At 44.3% G+C, this 14398-nt stretch carries 13 protein-coding genes; 9 read left to right on the forward strand and 4 right to left on the reverse strand.

The features are described 5' to 3' along the window. Nucleotides 1-43 precede the first annotated feature (43 nt). Nucleotides 44-1372, forward strand: a complete 1329-nt coding sequence (locus tag LWP20_RS05590) for a glycosyltransferase family 4 protein (protein WP_242927140.1) — start codon at nt 44-46, stop codon at nt 1370-1372. Nucleotides 1373-1450: 78 nt separating this feature from the next. Here LWP20_RS05590 and LWP20_RS05595 read toward each other — a convergent pair whose 3' ends face one another. From LWP20_RS05595 to LWP20_RS05610, 4 genes are all read right to left on the reverse strand, one after another. Continuing rightward, nucleotides 1451-2401 carry an NmrA/HSCARG family protein gene (locus tag LWP20_RS05595; protein WP_242927141.1) on the reverse strand — a complete coding sequence of 317 codons (951 nt, stop codon included), beginning with the start codon at nt 2399-2401 and terminating at the stop codon, nt 1451-1453. A 642-nt stretch (nt 2402-3043) separates the two neighbouring features. Next, entirely contained in the window at nt 3044-3808 is a 765-nt protein-coding gene (locus LWP20_RS05600) for an arylamine N-acetyltransferase family protein (RefSeq protein WP_242927142.1), read from the reverse strand. Then, nucleotides 3805-4311 carry a flavodoxin family protein gene (locus LWP20_RS05605; RefSeq protein WP_242927143.1) on the reverse strand — a complete coding sequence of 169 codons (507 nt, stop codon included), beginning with the start codon at nt 4309-4311 and terminating at the stop codon, nt 3805-3807. Before LWP20_RS05605 ends, LWP20_RS05600 begins: the two co-directional genes overlap by 4 nt. Before the next feature lie 148 nt (nt 4312-4459). After that, nucleotides 4460-5551 carry a glycosyltransferase family 61 protein gene (locus tag LWP20_RS05610; protein WP_242927144.1) on the reverse strand — a complete coding sequence of 364 codons (1092 nt, stop codon included), beginning with the start codon at nt 5549-5551 and terminating at the stop codon, nt 4460-4462. 202 nt (nt 5552-5753) lie between these two features. Here LWP20_RS05610 and pseB point away from each other — a divergent pair, with 202 nt between their 5' ends. The 8 genes from pseB to LWP20_RS05650 are packed head-to-tail and all read left to right on the forward strand — an operon-like array spanning nt 5754 to nt 14349. Continuing rightward, nucleotides 5754-6773, forward strand: a complete 1020-nt coding sequence (gene pseB / locus LWP20_RS05615; RefSeq protein WP_242927145.1) for a UDP-N-acetylglucosamine 4,6-dehydratase (inverting) — start codon at nt 5754-5756, stop codon at nt 6771-6773. Nucleotides 6774-6800: 27 nt separating this feature from the next. Continuing rightward, on the forward strand, nt 6801-8009 hold the full coding sequence (gene pseC / locus LWP20_RS05620; RefSeq protein WP_242927146.1) for a UDP-4-amino-4,6-dideoxy-N-acetyl-beta-L-altrosamine transaminase: 1209 nt from the start codon (nt 6801-6803) through the stop codon (nt 8007-8009). Nucleotides 8010-8016: 7 nt separating this feature from the next. Next, a complete protein-coding gene (locus LWP20_RS05625) occupies nt 8017-8904 on the forward strand; it encodes an aldo/keto reductase (protein WP_242927147.1) in 888 nt (295 codons plus the stop codon). After that, the gene (locus LWP20_RS05630) at nt 8901-9692 is read left to right on the forward strand and encodes an SDR family NAD(P)-dependent oxidoreductase (protein ID WP_242927148.1); all 792 of its coding nucleotides are present in this window, start codon (nt 8901-8903) and stop codon (nt 9690-9692) included. The genes LWP20_RS05625 and LWP20_RS05630 overlap by 4 nt, the downstream gene beginning before the upstream one ends. Next, nucleotides 9686-10540, forward strand: coding sequence for a cytidylyltransferase domain-containing protein (locus tag LWP20_RS05635; protein ID WP_242927149.1), 855 nt, complete (start codon nt 9686-9688; stop codon nt 10538-10540). Before LWP20_RS05630 ends, LWP20_RS05635 begins: the two co-directional genes overlap by 7 nt. Further along, nucleotides 10530-12014, forward strand: a complete 1485-nt coding sequence (gene pseG / locus LWP20_RS05640; RefSeq protein WP_242927150.1) for a UDP-2,4-diacetamido-2,4,6-trideoxy-beta-L-altropyranose hydrolase — start codon at nt 10530-10532, stop codon at nt 12012-12014. Before LWP20_RS05635 ends, pseG begins: the two co-directional genes overlap by 11 nt. 10 nt (nt 12015-12024) lie before the next feature. Next, nucleotides 12025-13068: a pseudaminic acid synthase gene (pseI, locus tag LWP20_RS05645; protein WP_242927151.1), complete on the forward strand. Its 1044-nt coding sequence runs from the start codon at nt 12025-12027 to the stop codon at nt 13066-13068. A gap of 3 nt (nt 13069-13071) precedes the next feature. Further along, entirely contained in the window at nt 13072-14349 is a 1278-nt protein-coding gene (locus LWP20_RS05650) for a glycosyltransferase family protein (protein ID WP_242927152.1), read from the forward strand. Nucleotides 14350-14398 lie beyond the last annotated feature (49 nt).

Below are 14398 nucleotides of genomic sequence, written 5' to 3' on the forward strand. Positions count from 1 at the left end.
GAATATTTTTATATTTGAAAGTTCAGATAACCGAGTGACAGCTTTGGAAAAAACAGACGTACTAAACCTGCTTTATATATCATATTACTGGCCTCCATCAGGTGGGCCTGGCGTGCAGCGCGGGCTGAAATTTGTGAAATATCTGCCGGCCTTTGGTGTAAAACCAACTGTACTTACTGTTGATGAAAAACAAGCCTCTTACCCGCTTCTTGACAATTCTTTTCTGAACGAAGTTCCTGATAACCTGGAGGTTTACCGCACCACCACATCCGAGCCATTTGAGTACTACAAAAAGCTTTCGGGCAAAAAAGAAATACCTTACAGCGGCTTTGCCAACCAAAAGGCCAAGGATACTTTTGTAGATAAGCTTTTTAAATTTGTGCGCGGCAACCTTTTTATACCTGATGCCCGCGTAGGCTGGAACAAACATGCCCTGAAAAAAGCAGAAGAATTACTGCAACAAGGCAAGTATAAAGCAATTATTACAACAAGCCCGCCGCATTCTACGCAATTAATAGGGTTAAAGCTGCGCCGCAAGTATAATATTAAATGGGTAGCCGACCTGCGCGACCCCTGGACCAACATCCATTATTACGATCAGCTGCTGCATACGCCCATCGCAAAACGCCTCGACGAAAAGTATGAACGCCAGGTACTGGAGCAGGCCGATGCCGTAATTGTAACCAGCGAAGACACCAAACGCCTTTTCCTGAACAAGCCGGCCAACATACACGAAGATAAGATACACGTAATCCCGAACGGTTACGACGAAGCTGATTTTATACATCCGTCTGCACCACCGAAAGATACGTTTCTGATAACCTATACCGGTACCATTACAGAGAATTATAACATCGATGTTTTCCTGAAAGTGGTGGCGCACCTGATGTCTGTTAACAGCGATATCAACTATAAACTGCGTTTTGTGGGCAAGGTATCGGAAGGTGTAAAGCAGCGGATCGAAAAAGCAAACTTGCTGGGCGCAACTGAATTTATAACGCACGTGCCACACCAGGAAGCTATAAAATACCTCATGGAGAGCACCATGTTGCTGCTGGCAATTGCCGATGTGCCGAGTGAATTTGCCAACGTACCCGGCAAGTTATTCGAATACCTGGCATCAAACAAACCTATAGTAGCACTTGGCCCGGTACATTCTGCTATGGATCAGATCATTGATGAGTGCGGCGCGGGCCGCCTGTTCCACTACACCGCCTATGACCTGATGCTGGACCACATGGCGCTTATGAGCAAGGCCTGGAAAATAAATCCAAACCTGGATCTGCCTTACATAAACCATTCACAGTTCTCCAGGAGGGCTTTAACAGAGGAACTGGCCGGGGTAATTAAACAATTGGTTGATAAAGTATAAAAGTGAGCTTGTTTATACTTTTGATGATGTCCTCAGAAGTATAGACCAGCTGCTGGCAAACAAAGTATAAACACGAAGTTAAGCTATAGGTATGCGCTTAGCATTTTCGGCCAGCCACCTGTCAAAAGATTTTAACTCCGGATTTAACTCCTTCGAAAACCCAACATCCCGGACACTGTTGCAAACCTGGTCGAAGTCGCGGTAAAACTGGAACATATTGCCCAGATCATCCGCTCCCGGAAAACCAAAACTACGGTAGGTCTCAGGCGAAACGTTGTTATACAGTACTTCCTGGCCCAAAGCTTTTGTAAACTTTTCGGCCATTTCCTGTCCGGTTAGCTGCTCGCCGGCCACGCCTATGGTTTTGCCAATCAGTTCTTCTCCCTTTTTAAATATACCATAAGCACACTTACCAATATCTTCGCTGGCTATCCCTGCCATCTTTTTATCATCCAGCGGGAAGGTAATGTATAGTTTGCCATCGGGTCCTTTTTTGGGGCCCATTCCAAAATGCACAAAGTTATCCCAGTAAAAGGAGGCTCTCAGGAAAGTGGTAGGTACACCCAGGTCTGTAAAAAATTTATCGGCTTCGCCTTTGGCATCAAAATGAGGTACTTTATAATTCCCCTGCAGCGTGGGCATGCGATCATCCTCCAGCGGCACCCATTTCCGGGTATCTTCCAAAGTAGACCAGATCACGTGCTTTAAGCCAGCCGCCTTGGCTGCTTCGGCCATACTTTTTGCTTCAGCCATTTCTTTTTCGGGAGAGAAGTGATCCCAGAAGAAGGTAACAAAATAGGCTCCGTATGCTCCGTTTAAGGCCTGTTTTATACTTTCCGGATCATCGATATCGGCAGTTATTACCTCTGCTCCTAAACCGGCAAGTTCTTTTGCCTTTTCCGAGATTGCATCTCTTGTGATAGCCCGCACTGCAAACTCACCTTTAGCATCGTTCAGGATAGCATGCGCAACACCGCCTCCCTGCGCCCCCGTTGCACCAAATACCGCAATTATCTTCTTATCGGCCATACCATTACATGATTATTTGAAGCTTAAACCAGAAATAGTAAAGTGTACGAAAACCTTTTAAAGCAGTGAGGTAAGCCAGGGTCAGGGCAGGAAATATTTAGTAACGCTATACTTAGCTGTGGTGAAATGAGGTATAGGTAAGATAGAGAGGGTAAAAAGGTAAAACCTTGCTTGTGTATCCGATGGTCGATGCGAAGCCGAAGCTTTGCTTATGTACTTTGTTACCTGCTGTAATTCTTCTTAATGATTAGTTTTAAGATTATTTTTATTGAGAGAATGGGAATGAAAATAAGTAAACTAATAGCGATAAATGAGTAAATATAGGTTTCCCAATTTCTGTAATCAGTTAGTCGGTTTAATACTCCTGATCTATCTAAAATTATAATTCCCAAATAGGCTATTACAGAATATAATAAGGGGGTTAAGCATACTGCTGTTACTTTGATAAATTTTCTTCTTGCAATAAGTACCTGACTCTTGCGGGTTAAAATATTAGTGAAGATGACCGTAGAGCCTATCCATATCAAAACCATTACTCCTAATTCAAGAAACATTCTTTTAAATTTATTATTCGCTAATTCAGGTAACGTACTAGTGTAAACGACGGCGAGGCAATCGGCCGTGGCTGGCATTTACACCTTGTTAGCAATTGCCGTTTATTTCAATATTGAAATGTTCCTTGAGGTAAAATTCGAATAGTTCTTCATCAAATTCTATTATGCTCTCGGTATCACCATCGGTTATCTTTAATTGTGTGTTGTTAAGCGTTTTTCGCCCGTTTTTGGTAATTATAGAAATAACCTTTTTGCTTGTGAAGTGCGACTCCTTGCTAGTTTGGTGGAATTCGCACATTCCCTCAAACTCCCAGAATTCTCTTTCATTTACTTTAAATAAATACTGAGGAACCAAATTTCCATTCCCGTCAACTAAGTTTATCCTCAGGTAATCATCATAGGCCTTGTCGAACCTGAATGATCCAAACTCATCGCTTAAGTTAATACCAAGTAATATTTCAAGTGGTTTGTAGGAAAACTTCCCAAAGCCTACATCTACCAGATAGTTCTCCCCATTTATATTAGCCACAATAGCCAAGTGGTCGTATTCCGCTCCATAAGTCTCGTCTTTGGAATAAACCCTGCCTGAAACCATCTTTACGTCAAACCCTATGTTCTTGAGAAGGTGGTAAAACAGCCCATTTAATTCATAACAAAACCCACCTCTGCGGTTGAGGACTACCTTTTTGTAAATGGAGGCTATATCTAATTTTATCTTATTGTTATAGTGAATGTCTAAATTCTCGAAAGGTATACTCAACAAATGAGCCGCCTGAAGCTCAAAAAGCACTTCCTTGCTTACAGAAATTTGGCTTTTGAAATTTAACCTGTCAAGATATAACTGAATATTCATCCCCTTACACCCTTTAAAAAAGCCTCCACTTCGGCTTCATTGATTACAGGAAGGCCATTCTCCTCCATACAATACATACTTCCCAGATAGGTCATGCCTAAATACTTTGCTGTTTCAATAAAGGGCATATAAAACCCTTCTTTTAACTCCTGGTCACAACCACAGCAAACAATGGCCATCTCCATTCCTCTTAATTTTCTGCCTGTTTCTTTTTCTGTTTTCAAACAATCTGAGAGACGGTCAAAGAAGATTTTCATGGTCCCGCTCATGGAGTACCAATATACAAGGGTGGCAAAAACAATAATCTGATAGGATTCTACTATATGCCTGATCAGAGGGAGAAAATCGTCATCCCTGTTATTAAATTCATAGTCGAATTTTCCAATTATTTTGGTATTCAGATCTATGATTGGGAAATCAGTTCTTGCGCCAATAAAAGAAGCTATTTTCCTGGTAGTACCATTACTATTAGAACTGCCTAAAATTATGATACCACTCTTCATTCTGATTAAAATTCCTGAATTTAGGTTATTGCTAACTCCCTGCTAGCAGGAGTACCTACTCCTACTAGCTGCACTATAAATGCGGAATAATTTAATAATCCTACACCCACTGGCTACAACTAAATTTAAAACAAATAACTTCAGTTTGCTATAACTTCTCCAGCCAGTCCTCCACCTCCTGCACATCTATAGTGTAATTTTCACGGGCATCGCCTATACTGCCGATAACAGCCGCATATTCAAACCCAAGCCCTTTGCTTAGCAGGAAATAATGTGTCTTTATGAGATTGGCAGGATGAAATTCCAAAACCTTACTCTGCTCAGAAAATAACAGGTTTGTGAGGCCGGCACCATGTGGCGCAACTATAACTTCTGAAGTATAAAACAACTGCACCTGCTCCTTGTAGCTTAATTCCTCAGCACGAACGATTTCAAAATTATACCTGGCAAGTATCGGTAAAAGATCCTGCTCATTCAGAACACGGCGGGTTTTGGCGTTGGCCCTACTGATGTAAATGCGGTTTTTATTTCCGGTTTGCTTTACCTGGTAGCCTTTCCATATTTTATTTTGCAGCCACGCTCCCACCTCTGTAGGTAGGTAACCGCTTTGGGCATTGGCTATAAACGACGGAAGTATAAATTCTTCGACCTCCCACTTTTCATGCTTGCCAATGTATGCAAGTTTAGCCTGCGGGTACTCCTGAACTATAAATTCAAGCGTCTGAAGCATATAAGACGGCAGATCGCGGCGCATGATGATATGGATTGGCTCCTTAATTTCCAGTAACAGATAGTATAAACGAGGCAGGCAATCGAAAAACCAGTGATAATTGTTATTAGCGGCCCAGGGCAAATGCAGGATGGAAGTATAAATTCCTTTTTTATACTTTGGCAACAACAGAGCAGGCGTTTTAAATGCCGGAGACTTTGCCAACCGGCTTACATCAAACACTGATTCCACAACCAGTTTACCTTCTAAAACTACAGCACCCGAATTGCCAAGAAATTCCGCATTTGGCAACCGCACCAGGTATTGGTCTTTTACCCGGTAGCCTAAACTGTAATCTATGCTATAGTTAAAGCTCGCAGCCGATTGCTCGAGAAATGCTTTTTCCTGTTCATTAAAGTATAAAACCTGCGTTGGCGCCATCCCTTTTTTAGAAGCATGGTGCAGCACCGAAGTATAACGGAAATAGTAACCGGCGGCATGTAATATCCCGAAGAGTGCCTTCTTAAGCATATGCATTAAAAGTATAGCCTGAAAGGTACAAAATTAATGTCTCAGAGTATAGAAAACTGCTAATAGAAGCTATCTACGTTAAAAAGATAGTTTATCTGCTATTAATTCAGAACCAAGCATTCGGAACTAGTACATGAATCATGTAAATTGCATCCCAAATGGGTATAAAAATCTACCCAAAGTATAAAGTATAAAACACAGCATGGCATTAGACCTTAATCACAAGTCTATATTGGTAACGGGCGGCACGGGCTCGTTCGGAAAGAAATTTGTAGAAATGGTGTACGCACGTTTCCCGGATGTGAAGCGCCTTGTGATCTACTCCCGCGACGAGCTGAAGCAATTCGAAATGTCGCAAACTTTCCCACACAGCAAGTATAAATCCATCCGTTATTTTATTGGCGATGTGCGCGACGGTGAGCGCTTTAAGCGTGCATGCGAAGGTATTGATATCATTATCCATGCGGCGGCCATGAAACAGGTGCCTGCTGCGGAGTATAACCCGATGGAGTGCATCAAAACGAACGTGTTGGGCGCCGAAAACATCATTAACGCAGCCCTGGATAGCGGTGTAAAGGATGTTGTGGCGCTGTCTACAGATAAGGCTGCTGCGCCTATTAACCTTTACGGCGCTACCAAACTGTGTTCAGATAAACTGTTTGTGGCTGCCAACAACATGAAAGGCAAGCGCGACATTAAGTTCTCGGTAGTCCGTTATGGCAACGTAATCGGTTCGCGTGGCTCGGTGGTGCCGTTCTTTTTGAAAAAGCGCGAAGAAGGTATTTTACCCATCACACACCCGGACATGACCCGCTTTAATATCTCGTTGGAGGAAGGCGTAGAAATGGTATTTCATGCCCTGGAAACGCACTGGGGTGGCGAGATCTTTGTTCCTAAAATTCCATCGTACGTAATTACAGAGCTTGCCAAAGCTATCGGACCAGATTGCGAGCAGCAAATCGTAGGCATCCGCCCGGGCGAGAAACTGCACGAGGAAATGATCACCGAGACGGACTCACTAAACACGGTGGAGCTGGATAAATATTACGTTATACTTCCGTCTACCCCAACCTGGACAACCGAGCAGTTCCTGGAAGCATTTAACGGAAAAATGGTGCCACTGGGCTTTAAGTATAACTCCGGCACCAACGACGAATGGCTGGATGCTGAGCAACTTCGCGACCAGATCCGCCAGCACGTAGATCCGAACTTTGCCGTTTAAAGAATTAAGACACAAGATTTCAAACGCGTGACTCAGAACTCAGAACTCAAAACTATTCGCAAGCCTATCCCTTACGGACGGCAGCACATAACCCAGGAAGATATTGATGCGGTGGTAGAAACGCTGCAATCTGATTTTCTGACCCAAGGGCCAAAGGTAGCAGAGTTTGAACAGGCTTTTGCTGCTTATGTTGGGGCTAAATATGCCGTTGCTGTTAGTAATGGTACTGCGGCCTTGCACCTATGTACCATGGCCTTGGGAGTGAATGAGGAATCGCGGGTAATTACAACACCCATCACGTTTGTAGCTTCGGCTAATTGCGTACGCTACTGTGGCGGCACAGTAGAGTTTGCTGATATAGACCCTGCCACTGCCCTACTGGATATTACTAAAGTGCGTGCATTATTGGAGAGCAAACCAAAAGGCTATTACACAGGTGTTATACCAGTAGACTTTGCCGGCAACCCGGTAAACCTGGAAGAATACCGTAAACTGGCAGATGAGTATGGACTCTGGATCATAGAAGATGCCTGCCATGCGCCGGGCGGTTATTTTACAGATAGTAAGGGCGAAAAGCAGCTTTGCGGCAACGGAAAGTTTGCGAACCTGGCTATTTTCTCTTTCCACCCGGTAAAACACATTGCCACCGGCGAAGGCGGCATGATTACCACCAATGACGAAGCACTTTACCAGAAGCTTCTGCTCTACCGTACCCATGGCATCACCCGTGACCCGCAACTGCTCGAAGAAAACCATGGCGGCTGGTACATGGAAATGCAGGAACTGGGCTACAACTATAGAATGCCGGATATGCTTTGCGCCCTGGGCGTTACCCAGTTACAGCGTGCCGAAGCCGGCCTTGCGCGTCGTAAAGGCATAGCCAAAGTATATGATGAGGCATTTGCTGAAGTAGCAGGTATTGAAGTACTGGGCACATCTGCTGAGGCTATCTCTGAGAACGGCGATACTGGCCATGCTTACCACTTATATGTTATAAAAATAGCTAATCGTAAAGGCTTATACGACTTCCTGCGACAGCACAACATTTTTGCCCAGGTGCACTACATTCCGGCGCATACCATGCCATATTACCGTGGCCTTGGGTTTAAAAAAGGTGATTTCCCGGAATCGGAGCACTACTACAGCGCATGCCTGAGCCTGCCGATGTACCCTAGTTTGACAGCTGAAGAGCAGGAATTTGTGATTGCGAAAGTGAAGGAATTCGTGGGCAGGTAATTTCACAATGGCAGCAGGTTTCAGAACAGAAAAAATTGTATTAGGTACTGTACAGTTCGGTTTGAACTACGGTATAAGCAATACCAAAGGACAAGTGCCGCTGGAGGAAGTCTGCCGCATAGTAGACTATGCCTATAACCATGGCGTAACCACGCTGGACACGGCTGCTGCCTACGGTGAAAGCGAAATTATACTTGGTAAAGCTTTAAAAGAAACCGGGCTCAAATTCAATATTATCTCTAAACTTCCACTTGTTCAATCTGCTGGTGAGGTTCGTAAAATAGTCGAAGCTTCTCTCTATAAGTTAGGAGTATCAACTTTACAGGGTTATATGCTGCACAGCTTCAGCATTTACCAGCAGCATCCGGAAGTATTGGAACAGCTATACTTACTGGAAGAAGAAGGCCTGATCTCGAACATTGGATTCTCTTTATACCACCCATCAGAAGCACAGGAATTACTGGAAAAAAATATCAATTTCAACCTTACACAGTTTCCATACAGCGTTTTCGATCAGCGATTTGATGAGGTGATGCCTGCTCTCAAAACGAAAGGTATTGAGACACATGTTCGCTCCGTATTCCTGCAAGGGCTGTTTTTTATGCAACCTTATAGCCTCCCGCCCTATTTTGCCGGGGTAGCAGATAGTCTTCGCTCTTTGCAGAATAAGGCAATTAAGGCAGCTATACCTTTAGAGGCTGTATTAATGCATTTTGTGCTAAACCAACCCAATATTGATAAGATTGTGATTGGTGTTGATAGCCTTACTGCCTTACAGGAAAATCTAAGTATAAATCAGTATGCATCCCAAGTGCAGAGTTTGATACCAGAACTCAAAAAGTATAAAGTAGCAGATGAAAATATTTTGCTGCCTTACAAATGGAATATAGCATGATTAACTCCCTGAACAGCCTTTTCTCATTGCAAGGCAAAGTGGCTTTGGTTACCGGTGGTTACGGCCATCTGGGTAGTGCCATAACTATGGGCCTGGCAGAGGCGGGCGCTGAAGTATACGTACTGGGACGAAGTCAGCAAAAATTTAAAGATGCATTCCAGAAAGAAAAACTGCCAAATTTATACTTCCAGCATTGCGATATTGCAGACTCGGCAAGTATAGCCAGAGCCTTTCAGGAAGTGCACACGCAGCACCAGCGCCTGGATATCCTGGTAAATAATGCCTTCTATTCTGCAGGCCAGAACCCGGAACAACTCACAGACGAACAATGGGCATTTGGCATAGACGGTAACCTGAACAGCGTTTACCGCTGCATCCGCGAGGTTATTCCTTTCATGAAAGCACAACAATCAGGCAGGATCATTAACGTAGCCTCTATGTATGGGGTGGTTTCTCCTGACTTCAATATTTACGAAGAGAGCCCAGCCTCGCTTAATCCGCCCCATTATGGTGCTGCAAAAGCAGGTGTGGTACAACTTACCAAATATTTTGCTTGTTACCTGGCTCAGCAAGGCATTACTGTAAATTGTATAAGCCCGGGCCCTTTCCCAAATCCGAATGTGCAACAGGATGAAGTATTTATAGAGCAGCTCAACAGAAAGAACCCGATGGGCAGAATTGGCCAACCTGAAGAATTAAAGGGAGCTTTTGTTTTCTTTGCATCTGATGCATCTTCATATATAACAGGCCAGAACCTGATGGTAGACGGAGGCTGGACAGCATGGTAAACCCTCCTCACATTGGTGCCGTTATACAGGTAAGGTTAGGCTCTGAGCGATTACCAAACAAAGCCTTGCTCCCACTTCCCTTTGGTGGTGGCCCTGCTTTATTGGACCATGTCATTATCAGAGCCCTGGAAAGTAAACTGATAACTTCTGTTGTAGTTGCAACCACAGATACATCAAAAGACAATGCAATAGCTATTTTCTGCCAGGCCAAGGGTATAACATGCTACAGAGGCAGCGAAGAAAATGTACTCGACAGGTTTTACCAGGCAGCCCGCCAAAAAGAATTAGATGTAGTAGTAAGGCTGACTGGTGACAATCCTTGTATTGTACCTGCCATACTAGATAAGGCCATTACAACTCATATTTCACAGCAAAACGATTACACCCGCACCGAGGGTTTACCATTAGGTACTAACCTGGAAATAATGGCATTTGCTGCCTTGGAACAAGCTCATGAGCATGCAACAGAAACCTTTGAGCACGAACATGTTACTCCCTACTTATATAGTAGCAAGCAAGACTTTAAAGTCGCAAAGCTAGATTATAGTAATGAAGTAAACATGCAATTACAAAATGTCCGCCTAACAGTAGATTACCCAAGCGATTTTGCTATGTTGTCGTTGCTGCTCGAGAAAGTAAATGACTTAGAAAAAAGCTTTAGTTTTCAGGCAATGGAAGAAGTGTTGCAAAAGTATCCTTGGTTACCGGAAATAAACAGTTCTAACAGCCAGAAGAAAGTATACTTTTCAGAAGAAGTAGAATTGGCAGATGCGAAAAGCTTGTTAATGCGTTATGGTATGGAAAAGGCAGCAACTGTTATCGAGAACTACAAAACCCATGAGTCCTAAAACCCGCATTATTTTCCGTGCTGATGGCAACAGCCGCATCGGTTTAGGCCATGTAGTGCGTTCGCTGGCGCTTGCCGAAATGCTGCGCGAGGAGTTTGAATGTGTATTTGCTATTCAGTCTCCGAACAATGAGTTACAGGAGCAGATCAGGAGCGTTTGCAGCGGTATTATTATACTTCCGCCCTGCGCACCTACCGAAGAAAGATACCTGCACGAGCTGGATGCTTATGTTTCCAGTGAAGAAATCGTGGTGCTGGATGGCTATACTTTCGGCACGGCTTATCAGGAAAATATAAAGCGTAAAGGCGCGGCACTGGTTTGCATTGATGATCTGCATACCGATTCTTTTGTAGCTGATGCCATTATTAACCAGGCCGGTGGTATTACGCCGGAAATGTATCGGGCCAAGCCTTATACCAGGTTTTACCTCGGCCCAAAGTATGCGCTGCTCCGGAAACCATTCCTGGAGGCTGCTAGACTGGAAAGAGCAATACCAAATAGTGCAGCCCGGCTGCTGCTGAATATGGGCGGCGCCGACCCTCATAATCATACTTTGCAAATAGCGAGAGAGCTTGACGGAATAGCCATTTTAGATCAGGTTTCCATAGTTGTGGGTGGAGCTTACACGCATTTGCAGCAACTACAGGAATGGTTACAGAATAAACCACGTTTTAAAGTATATACTAACCTGAGCGCAACCGAAATGCGCAACCTGATGCAGCAATGCCCGATTGCCATAACGTCGCCCAGTGGTATAGCTTATGAGTATTGTGCAGTAAGTGGCCTGCTCTTTGTGCTGCAGACAGCCGATAACCAGGAAAACTTATGCCAGTTTTTACTACAAACCGGTCTGGCATTTAAGTACGAGGAATTACAAAGTATACTTCTGAAAAAAGATTGGAAGGAAATATTTAACAAAGTTGTGCTACAGCAACGGCATTATTTTACAGGCAATAGTCCGGAAGTTTACCGCGAGGTTTTCCGCAGCCTGAGCCTGACTACAGCTATGAAACTGCGCCTTGTAAACGAGCAGGATCTGATGCTGCTTTACAATTGGGCAAATGACCCCGAAGTACGACGAAACTCTTTTAATACAGAACCTATTCTGCTTGAAAATCATACCCGCTGGTTCAATATTAAACTTGCTGACCCATTGTCGGCGTTATACCTTGCAACCATTGGGGATGATCCGGCTGCCCATATCCGGTTTGATTTTAAGTCAGAAACGGCTGTATTAAGTTACCTTATTTCTGAGAAATACCGGGGCAAAGGCTTGGGCCATATTGTATTGTTAAAAGGCATAAAAAAGCTGCAACAAGACAAACCCGGAATCAAGCAGATAGAGGGACTGGTACAAAAAAGTAACCCGGCTTCGGTTAGAGCATTCGAAAAAGCAGGTTTTGCATACGCTGTTCCCGACCCACGTTTTCCGGAAGCTTTCCGGTTTACAATTAAGCTGGATAATAGCATTTAACAAGTATAAAATGATTCAGGATATAAACATTGCCGGCCGTTTGGTTGGTCCCAATCATAAACCTTTCATCATTGCCGAAATGTCTGGCAACCATAACCAGTCGCTGGAACGCGCGCTTGCTATTGTTGATGCTGCCGCTGATGCTGGGGCCGATGCTATAAAACTGCAAACCTATACGGCAGATACTATGACCTTGCCGGGCGCATTCACTATTGAGGATGAAGGCTCGCTCTGGAAAGGCCGCGAACTCTACGACCTGTACAAAGAAGCTTACACCCCATGGGAATGGCACCAGCCGATATTTGATCGTGCAAAAGAGCGTGGCATGCTCGCTTTCTCGTCGCCATTCGATGAAACGGCAGTTGATTTCCTGGAAGAACTGGGTGCTCCGGTTTACAAGATCGCTTCGTTTGAAAACACTGATCACCCGTTGTTGCGCAAGGTAGCTGCGACGGGTAAACCGGTCATTATGAGCACTGGGGCTGCCACTGTGCAGGAAGTTGCCGAAGGCGTGCAGGTCTTACGCGAGGCAGGCTGTAAAGAACTTATACTTCTCAAATGCACCAGCACCTACCCTTCTACCCCTGAAAACACCAACCTGCTTACCATACCACACATGCGCGAACTGTACGGCGTGCAGGTGGGCTTATCAGACCATACCATGGGTGTAGGCGCGGCTGTGGCGGCTGTGGCATTAGGAGCAACGGTAATCGAGAAACACTTTACCCTTCGTCGTGCTGACGGCGGTGTGGATTCTGCTTTCTCCTTGGAGCCCGAAGAATTAAAAATGCTGGTGGTGGAGTCTGAAAGGGCGTGGCTGGCGATGGGACATGTGCAATATGGCGTGCAGAAAGCAGAAGAAAAAAGTCGCCTGTTCAAGCGTTCAGTGTATGCAGCCAAAGACATTGCCGCAGGGGAAGCTTTTACAAAAGAAAATATCCGCGTGATTCGTCCGGGGCTGGGACTTGCACCAAAGCATTACGACGAACTATTAGGCAAACCCGCCGCAACAAACATTAAAGCCGGTACACCCTTAACCTGGGACATGGTATAGCCCATGAAAAAATGGTACGCCATTTACAGCAATATACTGCATCTGCACTTCTCTGAAGGTTTCTATAACCTGCCGGAAAGTGCTAAAAATGCCGTCTCCCCAACCAGGTTATGGATGCGTCTGTTCAGGATGGCAGGTTATACCTTGGTCAGGCTTATCGGCAATCTTTTTAAGTCCGTAGAGAAAGGAAATGAGCTGCATGGCAAAGTATGGCTTTATGTGGTAAGTCAGAACAACTATGACAGCCTTAAATTCATTAAAGATGGATTACCAGATACCGTTTTTGTAGCTGGCCAGAGTAAAGAACTTGGCAAGTATAAAAACATTGTCAGCCGGATTTCGCTGAGGTCTAAAATAGGTTACTACTACTTATTCTTTCCACTGTTCTTCAACTTTTTAAAATATAACAAAAATAGCACACTGCGGTTTTTTGATGTGCTGTTTGATGCAGTAGGTTTTTATGAAGTATATCTGCAAAAGCTGCGCAAGTATAAACCTGCAGCCATCGTTTTTGCTAACGACCATAATGCTGATGCCCGCGCCATGTTGCTTGCGGCTAAGGCTGCAGGTATAAAAACTGCTTATATTCAGCACGCCAGCGTTAGCCCAATTTTCCCGCCGTTGCAGTTCGATTTCAACCTGCTGGAAGGCCAGGACTCCCTCGACAAGTATAAACAGTGTGGCCCAGTAGAAGGTCTTGTGGAACTGGTTGGTATGCCGAAAGCCGATGCCTATGTACCCTTCCGGAATACGAATAAGGAAATAAAAACTATAGGTATTGGCTGCAACTTAATGGACAATATTGCAGAGATTGAATACCTGCTACGCCAGCTTGCTACTGACTTTCCAGAGATTATCTTTTTACTTCGCCCCCACCCACGCGACACCCGCAACTTTAAAAGTATAGCAGGTAAAAGCCCGAACATCTCTATTTCTAACGGAAAGAAGGTTGCTACATTTGACTATTTGCAGCAGATTGATGTACAGATAAGTGGTAACTCCGGCATCCATCTGGAAGCAGTGCTACTCAATGTGTGGTCAATCTTCTACAACATGAACACCAAGGAGCAGCTTCATGATTACTACGGCTATGTTCAGCACGGCTTGGTAGATGCCGCTGTAGATTATGAAGGTTTAAAACAACTTTTGCAGCAACACATGTTCGAAAAGCCAGAAGTATTCCTTCGTGCAAAATATTACAATGCTACTGTTGGCACTGCATATGATGGTAAAAGTGGGCAACTGAGTTTAGACATTATCAAAGAATTTATCTGGAACTAGCTAAATTAAATCCTATATTAGTAACTACTAATATTAGTAACCAGAAACT

It is taken from the genome of Pontibacter vulgaris (assembly GCF_022758145.1).
Taxonomy (GTDB): domain Bacteria; phylum Bacteroidota; class Bacteroidia; order Cytophagales; family Hymenobacteraceae; genus Pontibacter; species Pontibacter vulgaris.